Origin of the sequence: Kocuria sp. CCUG 69068 (genome assembly GCF_020833785.1) — a bacterium.
GTDB classification, from domain to species: Bacteria; Actinomycetota; Actinomycetes; order Actinomycetales; family Micrococcaceae; genus Kocuria; species Kocuria rosea.
Genome location: NZ_PDDL01000012.1, coordinates 39,816 through 57,602, shown reverse-complemented (window position 1 = coordinate 57,602; position 17,787 = coordinate 39,816). Strand labels below are relative to the sequence as shown.

Below are 17,787 nucleotides of genomic sequence, written 5' to 3'. Positions count from 1 at the left end.
ACCGGCCGGGACCTCGCCGGCCGCCCGTCCGGCCGGCTGCGCTCCCGGCGCGATCGAGCGCGCCAGCTGCGCGCCGGCGCGCCGGATGCGCGACTCGAGCGATCCGCCGGCCCAGTCCTCGGTGGCGGCGTAGACCCCCAGGGGCAGCACCAGCGCCTTGAAGTGGGTGAACAGGGGGCGCATGGCGGTGTCGAGCATCAGGGAGTGGCGTGCCGTGCCCCCGGTCGCGGCCACCAGCACGGGCACGTCCTCCAGCGCGGCGTCGTCGACGAGGTCGAAGAAGGACTTGAACAGCCCCGAGTAGGAGGCCTTGTACGTCGGGGTGGCCGCGATCAGGGCGTCCGCCCCGGCGACCGTGTCCAGGGCGGTCCGCAGCTCCGGACCGGGGAACCCGGTGAGCAGGTGGTCGGCGACGGCGTGGGCCAGCGGGCGCAGGTCCACGCGCTCGATCCGCACCGGCGTCTCGGCCAGTCCGTCCCGGGCGGCCTCGGCGAGCCGGTCGGCCAGCAGCGAGGTGGAGGAGGCGTCGGACATCCCCGCCGACACCACGGCCACGGTGAGCGGGCGCGCCGCGACGGGGTCCGGCGTCGTCGTCCCGGTGGGGTTCCGGACGCTCATCGGTGGGCCTTCTCCGTGGTCCGCCCCGTGGTCGGCTCCGCGGCCTGCGCGGCGCGGGCCCGCCCGGCGGGCGAGTCCTCGGCGCCGCCGGGCACCGGGTCCTGGCCGGCGCGGTGGCGTTCCAGCAGCGAGGCGTGGGTCGGGGCCTCCGGCACGTGGGCGGGCCTGAGCGCGGCGAACTCCTTGCGCAGCACCGGCACGACCTCCTCGCCCAGCAGGTCGAGCTGCTCCAGGACGGTCTTGAGCGGCAGGCCGGCGTGGTCCATCAGGAACAGCTGGCGCTGGTAGTCGCCCGCGTAGTCGCGGAACCCGAGGGTCTTCTCGATGACCTGCTGCGGGGAGCCGACGGTCAGCGGCGTCTGCGTGGTGAAGTCCTCCAGGGACGGCCCGTGCCCGTAGACGGGGGCGTTGTCGAAGTAGGGGCGGAACTCCCGCACGGCGTCCTGGGAGTTCCGGCGCATGAACACCTGGCCGCCGAGGCCCACGATGGCCTGGTCGGCCGAGCCGTGGCCGTAGTGCTCGAAGCGCGTCCGGTAGAACTCCACCATCCGTCGGGTGTGCTCGGCGGGCCAGAAGATGTTGTTGTGGAAGAACCCGTCGCCGTAGTAGGCGGCCTGCTCCGGAATCTCGGGGGAGCGGATCGAGCCGTGCCACACGAAGGGGGCCACGCCGTCGAGCGGGCGCGGGGTCGAGGTGAAACCCTGCAGGGCGCCGCGGAACCGGCCCTGCCAGTTGACCACGTCCTCCCGCCACAGCCGGTGGAGCAGGCTGTAGTGCTCGATCGCCAGCGGGATGCCCTGGCGGATGTCCTGGCCGAACCACGGATAGACCGGGCCGGTGTTGCCCCGCCCCATGGTGAGGTCCACGCGGCCGTCGGTCAGGTGCTGCAGGTAGGCGTAGTCCTCCGCGATGCGCACCGGGTCGGTGGTGGTGATCAGGGTGGTGGCCGTGGACAGCTGCAGCCGCTCGGTCTGCGCCGCGATGCTCGCCAGCAGGACGGGCGGGTTCCCCGGCGCCACGAACGGCGGGTTGTGGTGCTGGCCCGTGGCGAAGACGTCCAGGCCCACCTCCTCCGCCTTCTTCGCGATCTCGACGGTGGCCCTGATCCGCTCGTGCTCGGTGGGGGTGCGTCCCGTGGTGGGGTCCTCGGTGACGTCCCCGATGGTGAAGATGCCGAACTGCATGTGGTCCTCCTGCTCCGCGGCGGCGTCCGGCCGGACGGCCCGCCCTGTTCTTTCAAATTTGAACTACTACCGTAAAGCGGCGCCCGTCCCGGATTATTCCCGCCCCGGTCCGCCTAGGGTGGACGCATGCCCCTCCCCCACTTCCGTCCCACCGGCGCCGGCACCGCGGACCCGGGCGCCGTCGTCGCCGGCGAGCACTACCGCATCAGCGTGCTGAGCCCCGGGCTGCTGCGCCTGGAGTACAGTCCCGCCGGCCGCTTCGAGGACCGTCCGTCCGCGTTCGCCGTCGACCGCCGGTTCCCGGTGCCGGACTTCCGGGTGCGGCGCACGGCGGCCGGTCTGGAGCTGAGCACGGAGCGGATCCACCTCAGCTACGACGAGCGGGCCTTCAGCCCGACGGGACTGTCCGCGCAGATCCGCGGCGGCGTGACCAGCTACCACAGCGTGTGGCGCTACGGCGTCCCCGCCCCCACCCTGGGCGGGACCGCGCGCACCCTGGACGAGGCCGACGGCCCGATCCCGCTCGAGCCGGGCATCACGTCCCGCGAGGGCTTCGGGGTGATCGACGACTCCGCCTCGGTGCTGCTCACGGACGACGGCTGGTACGCGCCGCGCGCGCCCGAGGAGGGCGCCGTGGACCTCTACCTCTTCGGCTGGGGCCACGACCACCGGCAGGCGCTGCGCGACCTCTACGCCCTGTCCGGGCCGCAGCCCGTCCTGCCGCGCTGGGCGCTCGGCAACTGGTGGAGCCGGTACCACGCCTACGACGAGGCCGAGTACCGGGAGCTGGTCGCCGAGTTCGACCGGCGCCGCCTGCCGTTCTCCGTGCTGGTGGTGGACATGGACTGGCACCTCACGGACGAGCACGTGGAGCGCCGGCACGGCTCGGGCTGGACGGGCTACACCTGGAACCGGGAGCTGTTCCCGGACCCGCGGGCCTTCCTCGCGTGGGCGCACGAGCACGGCTACCGGGTCACGCTCAACCTGCACCCGGCCGACGGGGTGCGCTCCTTCGAGGACGCGCACCCCGCGATGCTCGAGGCCCTGGGTCGCGAGCCGGGCTCGGAGGAGCCCGTGGCCTTCGACGTCACCGACCGGGACTTCGTGGCCGCGTACTTCGAGGTCCTGCACCGCGGCCTGGAGGCCGACGGCGTGGACTTCTGGTGGGTCGACTGGCAGTCCGGGCCGCACTCGCGGCTGCCCGGGGTGGACCCCCTGTGGGTGCTCAACCACTACCACTTCCTGGACTCGGGCGCGGACGGGTCCCGCCCGCTGACGCTCTCCCGCTACGCCGGGCCCGGCAGCCACCGCTACCCGGTCGGCTTCTCCGGCGACACCGTCATCTCCTGGGCCTCGCTGGCGTTCCAGCCGTACTTCACGGCGACGGCGGCGAACATCGGCTTCGGCTGGTGGAGCCACGACATCGGCGGGCACGTCTTCGGCGCCCGCGACGACGAGCTGGCCACCCGCTGGCTGCAGTTCGGGGTGTTCTCCCCGATCCTGCGCCTGCACTCGGGCGACAACGACTTCATCGCCAAGGAGCCGTGGCGCTACCGCTCCCCATACGCGGAGGCCATGGAGCGCGGCCTCCGGCTGCGGCACCGGCTGGTCCCCTACCTGCACACCGCCAACCGGGCCGCCGCCGTGGAGGGCGTCCCCCTGGTCCGGCCCCTGTACCACGAGCACCCGGAGGCGGAGCAGGCCTACCGGTACGGCCACCAGTACCTGTTCGGGCCCGAGCTGATGGTCGCCCCGGTCACCTCCCCCGCGGACCCGGTGGTCACCCGCGCGGCCGTGCCGGTGTGGTTGCCGGAGGGGTCCTGGACGGACCTGTTCACGGGCACCGTCTACGACGGCGGGCGGGAGCTCGTGCTGCACCGGGGTCTCCACGACGTGCCCGTCCTGGCCCGCGCCGGCGCGATCGTGCCCCTCGCGGGGTCCGACGACGACGCCGCGCCGGGCCCCGGCAATCCCGGGGAGCTGGAGGTCCTGGTGGTCGCCGGCGCCTCGCACCGCACCGTCCTGGACGAGGACGACGACAGCGGCGACGGCCTCGACCCGGCCCGCTGGGCGCGCACCCCGCTCGCCCTCGACACCGCCGCCGGGGAGTTCACGGTCGGCCCGGCGCAGGGCCACCTCGGCTGCCTGCCGGCGGCGCGCACCTGGACCCTCACCTTCATCGGCCTCGAGGAGCCGGCCGAGCCGACCGTGACCGTGGACGGGAGGACCGTCCCGGTCCGCACCGCCCGGCGGGGGAACGGCGTGCGCGGGCACCGCACCTCGGTCACCGTCGAGGGGGTCGCCCCCGGGGCGCAGATCGTGGTGCGGTCGGCGGGACTGGGCGCCGTGGCCGCCCAGGATCCCGCGGACCGCGTCTTCGACCTGCTCAACGACGCCCAGATCGGCTACGAGGTCAAGCGGCGGGTGCACGAGGCCGTGCGGCGCGATCCCGTGGGGGCGCTCGGGCAGGCACCCGCCCTGGGCGTGGAGGGGCCGCTGCTCAGCGCGCTCACCGAGCTGGTGCTGGCGACGCGGACCTGACCCCTGGTCGCCGGAGGTCGACCCGTCGTGGCGTGCCCCGCGCCCCCGGCCGCCGCCCGCGGCGGAGAGCTCACCCGGGGCAGGGGCCGTCCTCGTCCAGGCCGAGCTCGACGACCAGGATGGGCAGCCTCAGCCGTTCCGCGGTGAAGGACACCACGCGGGCGTGCGGGATGCCCTTCTCCCGGACGAAGCGGCAGGCGACCAGTCCGTGGTCACGGTTCTGGCCGATCATCAGCACCCAGTTCCGGCCCGCGGCGTCCAGCGCGTGCGCCTGGCGCTCCAGGTCCCTTCCCGCCGGGTCCTTCTCGGTGCTGCGCCGGGCGAAACGGGCCGCGTAGGCCCTCATGTCCTCCTCGGTGCGCAGCAGCCCGGCGGCGACCCGCCGCGCGTCCTGGACCCTCAGCGCGGGCGCGATCTGCTCCTCGCGGATCTCGCCGGCACGGTCCCCGCCCTCCTCGTCGGCGGACCGGTGGGCGGCGTGGATGATGCGCTCGATCCGGCGCAGACGGGCGTCGTCCTGGTGCAGCCGGCGGTAGTCGGCGATCAGCGCCTCGAGCTCGGCGTCCAGGTGGCTCCGCTCGGGCTCCTCGGGCTCGCGGCCGTCGTGCGCCGGTCGTGATGGGGACAAGCCGGCCTCCTGGGCGCTGGACGGTGACGTTCCCACGTCAACGGCGACGGCCGCAGCGCCTATTCCGCCGGCCCCCGGGGGCGGTGCCGGGACCGCCGACGCGAGCGGGGTTGGCATCATGGGTGCATGAGTGAGATCAACGACCCCGCCCCGCGTTCCGTCGAGCTGACCCGCACCGCCACCGGCCACTACACCGCCCGCAACGCCGAGGGGGCCGAGATCGCCTTCGGCCGCGGTGAGGGCCTGCTGTCCCCCGTGGAGCTCCTGCTGGCCGCCGTCGCCGGGTGCTCGGCCATCGACGTGGACGTGGCGACCTCCCGCAGCTCGGAGCCCTCGGAGTTCCGCGTCGAGGCGACCGGACAGAAGATCCTCGAGGAGAACGGGGCGAACCGCCTGGAGGACCTGCACCTCTCCTTCCACCTCGCGTTCCCCGACGACGCCGCCGGCCGCAAGGCCGCCGGCATGGTCCAACGCCTCGTCACCCTGTCCCACGACAAGTACTGCACGGTCTCGCGGACGGTGGAGCACGGCACCGCCGTCGGCCACGACGTCAGCGTCGACATCGACGGTGCCGCGGGCGAGCCCCTGTAGCCGACCGCACGGGGTTCTGCACGGTCGGCCCCGGGCGGGGCAGGAGGACCGAGCCCCTGGTGTTCACCGGGCGGTCATGTGCCCGCCGTCCGGGCGGGTCAGGATGAGCACGCCTACACTGCGCTCAAGAGACCCTGACCGGAGAGGAACGGCCGATGCCCGACGGAAAACGGCAGTGGATGCCCGCCGACCAGTGGGCCGTGCGGGAGAACCTGCGGGAGTTCATCGACCACCTCACGCAGATGGGCTACACCGTGCCCCACGGGCACGAGGAGGACCCGGACCTCATCGACCCGGGGGGCTCGGCCGTGGAGACCTGGCGGGAGGACCACCCCTACGACGAGCTGATGAGCCGGGAGGAGTACGAGCTGGAGAAGTACAAGCTCCAGATCGAGCTGCTGAAGTTCCAGTACTGGGGCCAGGACCACGACCTCCAGCACGTCATCGTGTTCGAGGGCCGGGACGCCGCCGGCAAGGGCGGGACGATCAAGCGGTTCACCGAGTACCTCAACCCGCGCGCCGCCCGGGTCGTGGCCCTGACCAAGCCCTCGGACCGCGAGGCCGGGCAGTGGTACTTCCAGCGCTACATCCGCCACCTGCCCACCGCCGGGGAGATGGTGCTCTTCGACCGCTCCTGGTACAACCGGGCGGTGGTGGAACCCGTGATGGGCTTCTGCACCCCGCAGGACTACGCGTGGTTCATGGACCAGGCCCCGGTGTTCGAGAAGATGCTCGTGGACTCCGGCATCCACCTCACCAAGCTCTGGTTCTCCGTGACCCAGCAGGAGCAGCGGACCCGGTTCGCGATCCGTCAGATCGACCCCGTGCGCCGGTGGAAGCTGTCCCCGCAGGACCTCGCCTCCCTGGACCGGTGGGAGGACTACACCGAGGCGAAGGAGGAGATGTTCCTGCGCACGGACACCGACCACGCCCCGTGGACCACGGTGAAGTCCAACGACAAGAAGCGGGCGAGGATCAACGCGCTGCGCTTCTTCCTGGACCAGTTCGACTACGAGGACAAGGACCCGTCCGTGGTCCACCCGGCCGATCCGCTGATCGTGCGCCGCGGCCGCGACGCCGTCGGCGACTGAGCCCCGCGGCGTGGAGACGTGGCCGGCGCTGGTCGCCGGCATCGGCTCGGGCCTCGTCGGCGGGTTCTACCTGGCGTTCTCCCTGGTGGTGATGCCGGCGCTGCGGCGCCTCCCCGGCGGCGCGGCGGCCTCGGCGATGATCGCCGTCAACCGGGCCGCGGTGCGGGCGCCGTTCCTGGTCCTGTTCTTCGGCACCGCCCTGGCCTGTCTCGTCGTGGTCGGCACGAGCCTCTCCGCACCCGGCGGGCCGCTGCGCGTGCTGGGTGCGCTGGCCTCCCTGGCGGGCTGGGTCCTGACCGTGGCGGTCAACGTCCCGCTCAACGCCCGGCTGGCCCGCACCGATCGCCGGACCGTGGTGTGGTCCGCCTACGCGCGGCCGTGGACGCGGGCCAACCACCTCCGGGCGGGACTGTCCGTGCTCGGCGCCGTCGCCCTGCTGCTGCCCGTCCCCTGATCCGGGCCCCGGTCCGGCCGGGCCGCGGACCTCCTCCCGCCCGCGGACCGGGCCGGGCGGCCGCGTCCCTCCGCGCCGCCGCCCGGCCCGGGCGGTCAGCCGGTGTTGCGCAGGCCGGCGGCCACCCCGTTGATGGTGATGAGCAGGGCCCGCTGCAGGCCCTCGTCGACCTCCCGGCCCTCGGCGTCCTGCTCCCGGATCCGGCGGAGCAGCTCCACCTGCAGGTAGGAGATGGGGTCGAGGTACTGGTCCCGCACCTCGAGCGTCTGCTTCAGGGTGGGGTTGCCGTCCAGCAGCTCCGCCTGCCCGGTGAGCCGGGCGAGCTCGTCGAGGGTGAGCTCGTACTCGCGGCGGATCACCTCGAACACGTGCTGGAGCCGCTCGGGCACCAGGGCCCGGACGTAGTGGGCGGCGATCTCCAGGTCGGTCTTCGCCACGGTCATCTCCACGTTGGAGATCACGGAGCGGAAGAAGTGCCAGCGCTCCAGCATGGTGCGCAGGTCCCCCTCCATCCCCGCCTCGCGGGCGGCGCGCAGGCCCGAGCCCACCCCGAACCAGCCGGGCACGATCTGGCGGGACTGCGTCCAGCCGAAGACCCACGGGATGGCCCGCAGCCCGGACAGACCCTTGTCCGACGACGGGCGCTTGGCCGGGCGGGAGCCGATGTTCAGCGCGCCCAGCTGCTCCACCGGGGTGGCGGACAGGAAGTACTCCGGCAGGTCGGGGTCCTCGACCAGGCCCGTGTAGGAGGCGAAGGCGGCGTCGCTGACCACGTCCATGACCTCGCCCCACCGGTCCAGCTCCTCCTCGGTGGAGCGCGGGTCCTGGTGCAGCGCCGTGGCGCGCAGCACGGCGGCCAGGGACAGCTCGAGGTTCTCCCGGGCCAGGGCGGGGAGGGAGAACTTGTCGCTGATCACCTCGCCCTGCTCGGTGAACTTGATCTCGCCGGCGAGGACGCCGCTGGGCTGGGCGAGGATCGCGTCGTGGGTGGGGCCGCCGCCGCGGCCCACGGAGCCGCCGCGGCCGTGGAAGAGCCGCAGCCGCACGCCGTGCCGGGCGGCGACGTCGCGGAGCCGGCGCTCGGTCCGGTGGATCTCCCACCGGCTGGTCATCACCCCGGACTCCTTGTTGGAGTCGGAGTAGCCGAGCATGACCTCCTGGATGTTCCCGCGCGCCGCGACCACCCGCCGGTAGGCCGGGTCGGAGAGCAGCTCGTCGATGACCTCCGCGGAGCGGCGCAGCTCCCCGACGGTCTCCAGCAGCGGTGCGAAGCCGAGGGTGGCGCGGTCCTGCTCGCCGGTGAGGTCCACCAGCCCGGCCTCGCGGGCCAGGATCACGGGGGCCAGGATGTCGTCCGCGTCGCGGGTCATGGACACGATGTAGGTCTCGACGATCTCCTCGCCGTAGGTCTCCTGGGCCCGGGCGATCTCCCGGAAGACCGCGAACGTCCGGTCCGCGTCGCCGTCGAGGTGCACGGCGCCCGTGGACAGCCCCGGCGGGGCGAGCGGGCGGCGGCCGGCGAGCTCCCCGGCGAGCACCGCGGCGCGCGCGCCCCGGTCCATGTCCGCGTACGGCTGGTCCAGCTCGCCCAGCCGGTCGAGCAGCTGCCCCACGGCCTCGTGGTGGGCGTCGGCGTGCTCGCGGACGTCCAGGGTGGCCAGGCCCAGGCCGAAGCCGGCGATGGTGCGGGTCGCCGCGGCGAGGGAGCCGTCGGCGGCGAGCGCGCCCGCGTGGTGCCGCAGCGAGCGGGCCACCACGTCGAGGTCGGCCACGAGCTCGGCGGTGGTCCGGTAGTCCCGGCCCGGCTCGTGGACGGTCTCCTCCGCGAACCGGCGGCGGGTGTTGATCAGCTTGGCCTTGATGCAGGTGAGCTTGAGCCGGTACGGCTCCTGCGCGTTGAGCTCCAGGACCCGCGGGTCCAGGCCGGGCAGGTGGGCCACGTCCCGCTCCACGGACTCGCGCAGCTCGGGATCGACCTCGACGATGGCGGTGGAGGAGGACAGCCGGGAGACCAGCACGTCCAGGAAGCTCAGGGCGATGTCCACGGCGGCCTGCCCCTGCAGCTGGAGGACCCGGCGGGTCATCTCGGGGGTGACGTTGGGGTTGCCGTCCCGGTCCCCGCCGATCCAGGACCCGAAGCGCAGCGGCGGGGGGCCGGCCGGCAGGTGCACGTCGTGCTGCGAGAGCTGGTCCTCGAGGTCCGCGAGCAGCACGGGCATGGTCTCGGTGAGGACCTCCCGCAGGTAGTACAGGGCGTTGCGGGCCTCGTCGAGCGGGGTGGGGCGGTTCTGGCGCAGCTCGTCGGTCTGCCACAGGAGCTCGATCAGCTCGGCGAGGCGCCGGTCCTGGCTGCGGCGCGCGGCGGAGCCCTCGGCGGTCTCGCGGGCCAGGATGTCGGAGAGGTGCCGGATCTTGGTCAGCACGGAGCGCCGGGAGGCCTCGGTGGGGTGCGCGGTGAACACCGGCCGGACGTCCAGGCTGCCCACCGCCTCCCGCAGGGCGTCGGGACCGGCCTCGGCGGCGACGTCGGTGACCGCCGCGGCGAGCCACCCCTCGTCCTCCGGGCGGCGGCCGAGCACGCGCACGCGGTGCACCTGCTCGGCGGCGTTGGCCAGGTGGAAGTAGTGGGCGAAGGCCCGCACCAGGTCCGTCGCCCGGTCGAGGGGCAGGGAGCCGAGCAGGTCGCGGACCTGGCCCGCGGCGTCGTCGGCCCCGGAGGCCTTGGCGTCCTTCGCGTCCTTGGTGAGCCGGCGGACCTGCTCGACCAGCTCCAGCAGCTCCTCGCCGCGCTGACGGGCCAGGGTCTCCCCCAGCAGGGTCGTGATGCGGCGGACGTCCGCACGCAGCGGGGCGTCGATCACCTCGGCGCGGTGGCGGTCGGGGGCGGCGGTCCGGTCGTGCTGAGTCGTCATGTCGCGGCTGCTCCTGGCTGGTCGGTCGTCACGGGTGCGCGCACGACCGACGAGCGGTCGCGCCGTCGGTGCCTACCGTGCCAGCCTACCCCGGGTGATCCACGTCGCACGGGCCGCCCCGGGGAGGCCCCGCGTGGACCCTCTCCTGGAAACCCGTGCCGGCCGGGGCAGGGAGCGGTAGGTTCGGCGGTGAGCACACCTCGCGCGCGCCAGGAGGCACAGGCCATGAGCCAGCACCCGCACGGTCCCGGCGGCCCGCACCGTCCGGGCGGCGGGCCGCCCCCGCGGCTCCCCGGCGGACCGGGTCCCGGCACGGTCCCGCCCGGGCCGCCGATGACGGCCCGGCTGCGCCTGCTGCTGCGGCTCACCCTGCTCTCGTTCGCGGTCAACGTGGCGGACACGTTCGTGCAGGCGGTCGCGGGCCCCAGCGCCCAGCTCCCCGGTATGGAGGACCTGGTGCGGGTGCCGGGGCTCCCCGGCGCCGGGCTGTCCGCCGCGCTGGCGCTCCTCGGCGTGGTGCTGACGACGGCCCTCTACTCGCTGGTCTGGTTCCCGCTGCGCGAGCAGCTGCAGTGGGGCTGGATCCTCGGCATCGTCTTCTGCTCCCTGGCCGTGCTCGGCGACCTCTTCGACCTGGCGGTGTTCCTCCTGGGCGGGCACCTGCTGCCCGGGCTCAGCACCACCGTCCTGGTCGCGGTCAACGTCGTGTGGCTCGTCGTGGCCGGCCACCCCGGGGTGCGGGCGGCGCTGCGCTGACCGGATGAGGAGCGGCCCGGGCGGGACGCGGCCCGGGGGCGGTCAGGCGCCGGCGGTGACGGGTGGGGCGGCCGACCAGGGGAAGACGATCCAGTCGTCGGTGGCCTTCCACAGGTAGTCGGGCCGGATCACGGAGCGGGGCTTGCCGTAGATGACGGCGGAGCGCGCCTCCGCGCCCAGGCCGCGCAGCAGCTCCAGCACCAGGGCGAGGGTCCGCCCGGAGTCCGCCACGTCGTCGACGACGAGCAGCTTCCGGCCCGCGATGGACTCGGTGTCCAGCATCGGGGCGAGCAGCACGGGGTCCGGCAGGGTCTGGTGGACGTCGGTGTAGAACTCCACGTTGATCGCGTCCGAGAGCTTGACCCCCATCGCGTAGGACAGCGCACCGGCCGGGAGCAGACCGCCGCGGGCCACCGCGATGATGATGTCCGGCAGGAAACCGCTGTCCACGACGCTCTGGGCGAGCTCCTGGGTCGCTTCGCCGAAGCGTTCCCACGTGAGGATCTCCTTGCCCTCGAGCTCGAGGGCGTCCGCGTGATAGGCCATGCGCCTCAGGCTACCGGAGCCCCGGAGCGGGTGGAGCCGCGCGCCCGAAGGTAGTAAGTTCACTGATCGGATCGTTGTCCACCGGAGCCCCCCGCGGGGCTCCCCCCGCACCGGAGAGGACGCCATGCCCCAGCACCCGGCGCAGGGCCGCACCGCCCTGCTCGTCATCGACATGCAGAACTCGTACTTCGACTTCCCCGAGCTCGAGGAGCAGCGGGAGCCCGTGACGAAGAAGGTCAACGAGCTGATCCGGGCGGCCCGCGACGGCGGCTGCCCGATCGTGCTGATCCGCACCCAGCACGAGCGGGACGGCTCCACGTGGACCGTCAACATGCACGACGACGGGCAGGGCTTCGCGTTCCCCGGCACGGAGCAGTCCGAGTACGTGGCCGGTCTCGACACCGAGGGCGGGACGGGGCTGGTCAAGACCCGGGACAGCGCGTTCTTCGACACGGACCTCGCGGCCCGGCTGCGCAACCTGGGCGCCACCCACCTGATGCTCTGCGGGATCTCCACGCACAGCTGCGTGGCCCAGACCGCGATCGACGCGTTCGCCCACGACTTCCGGGCCGCGGTGGCCCGGGACGCCGTGGCCTCCGAGAACTCGGAGCTCTCCCGCGCGCTGCTGGCCTTCCTCGAGGACGAGATGCGCCAGGACATCCTGCACCAGGACGAGGCCGTGGCCCGGCTGCGGAGCTGAGCGCACTCCCTCCTCCGGGCCCGTCATGACGTCGTGCGTCGGGCCCTCCCCCCTCCCGCTCCGTGGCGGCCCCGGCCCGGGCCCGGTGCCACAGGGTTTTCTCAAGTGCGCTTTTGCATATTCGCGCTATCAGCACCGCCGCTACTTGAGGAGACATCATGAGCACCTCCACCGGGCCCCGCGAACTGCTGCGGGACCCGCCACAGCACCCCCGCGGCCGCCGCACGGTCGCCGCCGCCGCCGCGCTCCTGCTCGGCGCCACCGGCATCAGCGCCTCGACCGCCGCCACCGAGGTCGTCCAGCGCAACCCGGGCGGCCTGACCGCCGTGGGACCCGTGAACACCGAGCACGGGTTCCCGGCCTGGTACGAGGACAGCAGCAAGGTCCGCACGGAACTGTGCCTGGACGGCGACAACCCGCTGTGCGCCTTCCCGCCGGGGGACGTCCCCGATCCGCTGAAGCCCATCTCCTTCCCGGACAACTTCCCCGGCGAGGCCTTCTACATGCTCGCCGGCTCCGAGGTCCAGATCCCCGGCGGCGGGGACGCGGTCCTCACCCTCGCCCTGGAGGCCGCCTTCGCCAACGAGAACCCGATCCCCGGGGACCAGGTCGTCTTCTCCCGCCAGCGCATCGACGTGGACGACGCCGCGCCCAACACCACCCTGACGTTCACGCACCCCTACGGCACCGTGACGGTCGACACCGACGAGCGGGGCCGCGGGCGCCTGGTGGAGGACGTCTCCCCGGCCGTCGGCAACTTCCAGACACCGCTCAAGGGGGACATCGGCCCCTTCCTGCAGTGGGACAGCGGGGCCCCCGAGGGCTACCTGGGCAACCCCGACGTGGAGCACACCGTGACGGGCAGCCCGCTCGGCACGAACTTCTTCGAGGTCACGACCTCGGACGGCGGCACCGCCCGCAACGACCAGTTCTCCGTGATGGGCAAGATCTCCACCAATACGGGGGTGCAGGCCGACCGGGCCGTCGTCGGCGGAGGCCACCTCGACGTCTTCGCCACCAGCCGCGGGGACCAGCTCGAGGTGGTCGGCCAGGACGGCGTGTTCAGCACCACGCCCATGGAGAAGGACGAGGGCGACTCGGAGCGCGCCTACGCCCGCATCGCGTACACGGGCGCCGCTCCGGCGACCGTGACGGTCCGGAACCTCGGGGACAAGCCCGTCAGCAGCGCCGAGGTCGCCGTCACCGACGTCTCGGTCGCCACGGCCGCGACCTACGACGGCACCGCGCTGACCGTCGAGGCGACGTCATCCTCCGGGACCGCCCCGGAGGTCGCCGGCTTCGGGGCGCTCGCCGCCACCGGCACCGCGAACGTCTACAAGGGCTCGTTCCCCACGCTCGCTCCCCCGGTCGAGGCCACGGTCTCCACCTCCGGGACGAGCCGGACCACCGTGCCCGTGGTCGTCACGGGCGGGGAGGCCTCCCCGGTCGGCGAGGACCCGATCGATCCCTCCCCGGACCCCGGTCCCGTCACGGAGGGCACCACCCCGGACAACCCCGACGTCGTGCAGCCCGCGGCCACCGCGGCCGTCGCGGCCCTGCCCGGCTCGGTGGCCCGGGGGATGGCCACGGAGCTGGACGGCAGCGGGTCCACGAACGCGGCCTCCTACGAGTGGACGCAGGTCAGCGGGCCGCAGGTGACGTTCAGCAGCAAGACCGTGGCCAAGCCGAAGGTGGTGGTGCCGTTCTTCACCACGGTCTCCGCCACGGCGCCCGCGGCCGCGGACCAGGACCCGGTCCTCCAGCTGGTGGTCAAGAACGCCGCCGGGGTCGCGAGCGCCCCCGCGACGATCACCCTGAAGAGCGACGACGTGGTGACCGTCGCGGCGGCCTCGCGCCACCGGGTCGGCAAGGAGCTGCGGCTCACCGGCACGGCGCTCGTGCCCGGTGCACCGTCCCTGCTGAACCCGGCGACCTCGGTGAACATCTACAACACGACCTCGGGCACGCCGGTCAAGGTCGGCTCCGCCCCGGTGGACTCGCTCGGCAACTGGGAGTACCGGGCCAAGCCCGGCCCGGGCCAGCGCATCTCGAGCGTGCTCGTGCAGTCCACGCGCGGCGGAGAGGCGAGGGGGGTGGTGGGCACCGGATGAGCATCTGAGACAGCGCTCCCTCCAGCCGGCCCGTGCTCCGACCCCCTCGGCGCACGGGCCGGCCCCTGGGTGCGCTCCCGCCCGGACGGGGCCGGCCGCCCGCAGGGACCGGCGGCCGAGGGGTCAGGGGGCGCAGCCGGGGCCGCACGGGCCGGCGCACCCGTCGCCGTCCTCGTCGTCACCGACGAGCACCGCCGCCGGGGTGCAGCAGGCGTCCCCCCGCCAGGCCTCCAGCCCCTCCTTCACGGCGAACCCGGCGATGACCAGGGCGGCCAGCGGGTCGGCCCAGGACCAGCCCAAGGTGCTGTTGAGCAGCAGTCCGACCAGCAGCACGGCCGAGAGGTAGCTGCAGATCAGGGTCTGCTTGGAGTCGGCCACCGCCGACGCGGAGCCCAGCTCCCGGCCGGTGCGCCGCTCGAACCAGGACAGCAGCGGCATGATCACCAGGCTCACGGCGGCCAGTCCGATGCCGACCGGGGAGTGCCCGGGCTCGGCGGCCCCGAGCAGGCTGCGCAGCGCATCGACGGTGACGAAGGCGGCCAGGCCGAAGAAGGAGAACGCGATCACCCGCAGGGCCACCTTCTCCCGGCGGTGCGGGTCGGGAGCGGCGAACTGCCAGGCGACCGCCGCCGCCGAGAGGACCTCGACGACGGAGTCCAGCCCGAAGCCGATCAGCGCGGCGGAGGAGGCGATGGTGCCGGCGGTCAGGGCGACCACGGCCTCGAGGACGTTGTAGGTGATGGTGCCGGCCACGATCAGGCGCACCCGCCGGTGCAGGACCGCCCGGCGTGCCGAGGTGAGGGGGCCCGGTCCCAGAGTGCGGGAGCTCATGCGCAGGTGCATCCGGCCGGGGAGCAGCAGGTGGGGTCCACGGTCACCACCAGCTCCAGCAGGTCCCCCAGCGCCGGGCCGAGGCGGGGATCGGCCAGCCGGTACCAGGTGCTGCGCCCCTCGGCGGAGGCCGTCACCAGCCCGCATCCGCGCAGGCAGGCGAGCTGGTTGGACATCACCTGCTTGGACACGCCCAGGGCCCGCGCCAGCTCCGAGGGACGGCCCGGGGCGTCGCGCAGGGCCAGCAGGATCTGGAGGCGCGTCTCGTCGGAGAGGGCGGCACCCAGCCGGGACAGCGCCGAGGTGTGGGTGGGGGCGACGGAGGACATGCCCTCACGGTACACGCATCCGTGTACTCACGGCAGGCGGGTCAGGCGCTCCCGGGGTGCTCGTCCTCGGGGGGCTCCCCCTCGGGGTGCTCCTCCTCCGGCAGCTCGACCTCCGGGTCCTCTGCCTCCAGGTCCTCGGCCTCGGAGCCGGCGGGCATGTTCTCGAGGGCACCCGCCATCTCGAGGAAGTCGCCGCACTCGAACGGTGTCCTCGCAGGTGCCCACCCGGTGGGGGCGTTGAGGAACGAGGAGCGGTCCAGGGAGAGGATGCCGAGGACGACCTCCGCGATGATCCTCCCGCCGACGGGGCCCAGCGTCCTGCCGCCGAGCAGCTCCGCCTCCTTCAGGATGTAGTACCAGAGCGGTGCCCGGCCCTTCCAGCCGGGGTCCGTGAGCCCGAGCCTGTCATTGGGGATCGGTGCCACACCCATGGCCTTGGCGACGTCCTGGCCGGCCGGCAGGCCGAGCCGCTTGCCCCGCACCAGGTTCCGGTGGGCCAGGGAGAGGATGGCGCCGTCGACGTGCTGCACCACGGTCGGCGGGAGCTCGTTGAGCGGGAGCGCCAGCTTGGTGTCGATCAGCCGCGTCATGTTGCGGTCGTCCGGCTCGCTCATCCCGGGGACGTCGAAGAAGTAGTTCCAGTCGGCCCGTGCGATGGTCGGCAGCGGGCGGGACCCGCGGAGGTCGTTCGCGGGGTGCCCGAAGAAGGGAATGGTGACCGCGTCGTGCATCTCGTACTCGGCGCGGATCATGCTGTGGCCGAACCGGTAGGCGGCCACCGAGTACTCGATGGGCATCATGGGCCGGGTGGGATTGCCGGGTCTGTAGAACTTGCAGTCCACCCCGGTCGGTCCGCCCCTGCGCGGCTTGAGCATGCCGGCCACCAGACCCCTGCCCACCATGCGGGGCAGGAAGTCGTGCACGATCAGCCACTGGTAGTGCCACCGGGTCATCTGCTGCGCCTGCTGGAACGTCATGCCCTCGTCCACGAACCTGTTGTGCAGCTGCAGGAAGGTGAGGTGGAACTGGGCGACGATCAGGTTCTCGTCGTTGCGGTGGTCCCCGATGATCGCGGTGCCGTCCGCGTTGCGCGGCAGGTCCGGGAAACCGTCGTGGTTCCGCCCGATGCGCATCCGGCGCCGATCGGCCGGGTCGTAGAGCTGGGGGTCGGCGGCCGGCCCCCTGCCGTAGACGGAGCCCAGCTCGAAGAAGGGGGTGTCGAAGTTGGTGAGTCCCTTCGGGTCCAGGTCCTGCTGCGGCATGGGCGTCTTGTCGAGCGTCATGTCGTGGTCGATGAACTGCCCCAGATAGGCGTAGCCGGCAGGAATGTCCGGGTTGTCGAACCCGTCGTTGCTCAGCGAGACGTCGGCCAGCGGCGGGGTGCGGTCGACCATCTGCTGCGCGAGGTCCGCCAGCAGGTCGTCGCTCGGGGCGAAGGCCGGGAGCTTCTTGAACATGACCCCGAAGCGTCCCTCCTTGGTCCGCCCCGCGGTGACCGCGATGTCGGAGCCCCGCGGCGCCCCCGTACCGTGGCCCGACCGGGTCGCGCTCAGCACGCGAGCCGCAGCGGGAGCCGTGGGCGCGGGGACTTTGGGTGTGGGCGCCTTGGGCGCGGCATGGGCCTGCCCCGTGACCGGCAGCGCGGCCAGGCCGGCCATCACGCCGGTGAGGACGCCTCTGCGCGAGACGCCCTCCGCCACCGTCTCCTCCGGCACGCGGATCCTCTTCGTGGTTTTCATCGGACGCCCTTCTCCCCCAGTTGGTGCATGTGCAAACAGACAACGGTGCGGGTCTTGGAAATACCTTGCGGATGCCCCGTTCATGACATGGAGGAGCGGGCCCGGGACGAGGGGAGTGGCGAGTCCCGGGCCCGCTGGTGCGGTTGCCGTCGAGCGGCGGCGGGCTCAGGGCCGGGGCAGCAGGACCGTGGCTTCCAGGTCCTCTGCGGGAACGGTGCCGAAGTGCCGGGAGTCGACCGACACGCCCCGGTTGTCGCCCATGACGAAGACGTGTCCGTCGGGGACGGTGACCGGGCCGAAGTAGGTGCCGTCGATCCGGCTGTGGTCGACGAACGGCTCGTCGACCGTCCTGCCGTCGACGACGAGGAGGGAGTCCTCGATCGCCACGGTCTGTCCGCCGGTGGCCACCACCCGCTTCACGGTCATGCTGCCGTCGTCGGGGTGGGGGAAGACGACCGCGGTGCCCGCGGACACCGCGGCGGGATCGGGATCGGGCTTCAGCAGCAGCGCCACGCTCTTCTGCCCCATGGTGGGCTCCATGCTGTCCGAGGCGACGACCACGGGTTCGATCAACCAGACCCGGGTGGCCAGGACCAGGGCCAGGCCCAGCAGCACCGCCCAGACCGTCCGCGGCCCGATGGGCCGGTGACGTGTCCGGTCCGGCTTCTGCCGGGTCGGGACGGGGGCCGGTCTCAGCTGCACCATGTCAGCTCATCCTCTCTTCTCGGGACAGCGGGTCCGCTGCGCCCGTGCGGC

Annotated in this window: 16 protein-coding genes; 7 read left to right on the top strand and 9 right to left on the bottom strand. The window is 73.2% G+C overall.

Going from position 1 to position 17,787, the window contains the following annotated elements:
* Both CRM73_RS04250 and CRM73_RS04245 read right to left on the bottom strand, forming a co-directional pair.
* The coding region (locus CRM73_RS04250) for a CE1759 family FMN reductase (protein ID WP_229586926.1) at nt 1-618 on the bottom strand (618 nt) is incomplete at its 3' end.
* Nucleotides 615-1,802: an LLM class flavin-dependent oxidoreductase gene (locus CRM73_RS04245; RefSeq protein WP_017832993.1), complete on the bottom strand. Its 1,188-nt coding sequence runs from the start codon at nt 1,800-1,802 to the stop codon at nt 615-617. The genes CRM73_RS04245 and CRM73_RS04250, both read right to left, overlap by 4 nt.
* A gap of 126 nt (nt 1,803-1,928) precedes the next feature.
* On the opposite strand from CRM73_RS04245, the gene CRM73_RS04240 reads away from it, so the two are divergent.
* A complete protein-coding gene (locus CRM73_RS04240) occupies nt 1,929-4,343 on the top strand; it encodes a TIM-barrel domain-containing protein (protein ID WP_229586925.1) in 2,415 nt (804 codons plus the stop codon).
* A gap of 70 nt (nt 4,344-4,413) precedes the next feature.
* Here the strand turns inward: CRM73_RS04240 and CRM73_RS04235 are convergent, their stop codons facing one another.
* Nucleotides 4,414-4,971 carry a hypothetical protein gene (locus CRM73_RS04235; protein ID WP_017832991.1) on the bottom strand — a complete coding sequence of 186 codons (558 nt, stop codon included), beginning with the start codon at nt 4,969-4,971 and terminating at the stop codon, nt 4,414-4,416.
* Nucleotides 4,972-5,097: 126 nt separating this feature from the next.
* Between CRM73_RS04235 and CRM73_RS04230 the strand changes: the two genes are divergently transcribed.
* From CRM73_RS04230 to CRM73_RS04220, 3 genes are all read left to right on the top strand, one after another.
* Nucleotides 5,098-5,562: an OsmC family protein gene (locus CRM73_RS04230; protein WP_017832990.1), complete on the top strand. Its 465-nt coding sequence runs from the start codon at nt 5,098-5,100 to the stop codon at nt 5,560-5,562.
* A 155-nt stretch (nt 5,563-5,717) separates the two neighbouring features.
* Complete coding sequence (gene ppk2 / locus CRM73_RS04225; protein ID WP_095649865.1) at nt 5,718-6,653, top strand: polyphosphate kinase 2; 936 nt, start codon at nt 5,718-5,720, stop codon at nt 6,651-6,653.
* Between the two features lie 10 nt (nt 6,654-6,663).
* Entirely contained in the window at nt 6,664-7,107 is a 444-nt protein-coding gene (locus tag CRM73_RS04220) for a DUF1772 domain-containing protein (protein ID WP_017832989.1), read from the top strand.
* A gap of 95 nt (nt 7,108-7,202) precedes the next feature.
* On the opposite strand, the gene ppc is transcribed toward CRM73_RS04220, so the two are convergent.
* Entirely contained in the window at nt 7,203-10,019 is a 2,817-nt protein-coding gene (gene ppc / locus CRM73_RS04215) for a phosphoenolpyruvate carboxylase (protein WP_109243019.1), read from the bottom strand.
* Between the two features lie 225 nt (nt 10,020-10,244).
* On the opposite strand from ppc, the gene CRM73_RS04210 reads away from it, so the two are divergent.
* Nucleotides 10,245-10,775 (top strand): hypothetical protein, encoded by a 531-nt coding sequence (locus tag CRM73_RS04210; RefSeq protein ID WP_176337306.1) that lies wholly within the window; start codon nt 10,245-10,247, stop codon nt 10,773-10,775.
* Between the two features lie 42 nt (nt 10,776-10,817).
* On the opposite strand, the gene CRM73_RS04205 is transcribed toward CRM73_RS04210, so the two are convergent.
* Nucleotides 10,818-11,321: a phosphoribosyltransferase gene (locus CRM73_RS04205; RefSeq protein ID WP_017832986.1), complete on the bottom strand. Its 504-nt coding sequence runs from the start codon at nt 11,319-11,321 to the stop codon at nt 10,818-10,820.
* 124 nt (nt 11,322-11,445) lie between these two features.
* On the opposite strand from CRM73_RS04205, the gene CRM73_RS04200 reads away from it, so the two are divergent.
* Nucleotides 11,446-12,021, top strand: a complete 576-nt coding sequence (locus tag CRM73_RS04200; RefSeq protein ID WP_229586924.1) for an isochorismatase family cysteine hydrolase — start codon at nt 11,446-11,448, stop codon at nt 12,019-12,021.
* 158 nt (nt 12,022-12,179) lie between these two features.
* A complete protein-coding gene (locus CRM73_RS04195; RefSeq protein ID WP_229586923.1) occupies nt 12,180-14,132 on the top strand; it encodes a hypothetical protein in 1,953 nt (650 codons plus the stop codon).
* A gap of 123 nt (nt 14,133-14,255) precedes the next feature.
* On the opposite strand, the gene CRM73_RS04190 is transcribed toward CRM73_RS04195, so the two are convergent.
* From CRM73_RS04190 to lepB, 4 genes are all read right to left on the bottom strand, one after another.
* Nucleotides 14,256-14,963, bottom strand: a complete 708-nt coding sequence (locus tag CRM73_RS04190) for a cation transporter (protein WP_229586922.1) — start codon at nt 14,961-14,963, stop codon at nt 14,256-14,258.
* Nucleotides 14,960-15,292 carry a helix-turn-helix transcriptional regulator gene (locus CRM73_RS04185; protein ID WP_095649956.1) on the bottom strand — a complete coding sequence of 111 codons (333 nt, stop codon included), beginning with the start codon at nt 15,290-15,292 and terminating at the stop codon, nt 14,960-14,962. The genes CRM73_RS04190 and CRM73_RS04185 overlap by 4 nt, the downstream gene beginning before the upstream one ends.
* Nucleotides 15,293-15,333: 41 nt before the next feature.
* Nucleotides 15,334-17,031 carry a heme peroxidase family protein gene (locus CRM73_RS04180; RefSeq protein ID WP_229586920.1) on the bottom strand — a complete coding sequence of 566 codons (1,698 nt, stop codon included), beginning with the start codon at nt 17,029-17,031 and terminating at the stop codon, nt 15,334-15,336.
* A 165-nt stretch (nt 17,032-17,196) separates the two neighbouring features.
* On the bottom strand, nt 17,197-17,736 hold the full coding sequence (lepB, locus tag CRM73_RS04175) for a signal peptidase I (RefSeq protein WP_081994306.1): 540 nt from the start codon (nt 17,734-17,736) through the stop codon (nt 17,197-17,199).
* Nucleotides 17,737-17,787 lie beyond the last annotated feature (51 nt).

Bases quoted from the DNA above. Each gene is read 5' to 3' on its own strand.
- CRM73_RS04245 (WP_017832993.1), bottom strand. From the start codon at position 1,802: ATGCAGTTCGGCATCTTCACCATCGGGGACGTCACCGAGGACCCCACC.
- CRM73_RS04240 (WP_229586925.1), top strand. From the start codon at position 1,929: ATGCCCCTCCCCCACTTCCGTCCCACCGGCGCCGGCACCGCGGACCCG.
- CRM73_RS04230 (WP_017832990.1), top strand. From the start codon at position 5,098: ATGAGTGAGATCAACGACCCCGCCCCGCGTTCCGTCGAGCTGACCCGC.
- ppk2 (WP_095649865.1), top strand. From the start codon at position 5,718: ATGCCCGACGGAAAACGGCAGTGGATGCCCGCCGACCAGTGGGCCGTG.
- ppc (WP_109243019.1), bottom strand. From the start codon at position 10,019: ATGACGACTCAGCACGACCGGACCGCCGCCCCCGACCGCCACCGCGCC.
- CRM73_RS04210 (WP_176337306.1), top strand. From the start codon at position 10,245: ATGAGCCAGCACCCGCACGGTCCCGGCGGCCCGCACCGTCCGGGCGGC.
- CRM73_RS04205 (WP_017832986.1), bottom strand. From the start codon at position 11,321: ATGGCCTATCACGCGGACGCCCTCGAGCTCGAGGGCAAGGAGATCCTC.
- CRM73_RS04200 (WP_229586924.1), top strand. From the start codon at position 11,446: ATGCCCCAGCACCCGGCGCAGGGCCGCACCGCCCTGCTCGTCATCGAC.
- CRM73_RS04195 (WP_229586923.1), top strand. From the start codon at position 12,180: ATGAGCACCTCCACCGGGCCCCGCGAACTGCTGCGGGACCCGCCACAG.
- CRM73_RS04190 (WP_229586922.1), bottom strand. From the start codon at position 14,963: ATGAGCTCCCGCACTCTGGGACCGGGCCCCCTCACCTCGGCACGCCGG.
- CRM73_RS04185 (WP_095649956.1), bottom strand. From the start codon at position 15,292: ATGTCCTCCGTCGCCCCCACCCACACCTCGGCGCTGTCCCGGCTGGGT.
- CRM73_RS04180 (WP_229586920.1), bottom strand. From the start codon at position 17,031: ATGAAAACCACGAAGAGGATCCGCGTGCCGGAGGAGACGGTGGCGGAG.
- lepB (WP_081994306.1), bottom strand. From the start codon at position 17,736: ATGGTGCAGCTGAGACCGGCCCCCGTCCCGACCCGGCAGAAGCCGGAC.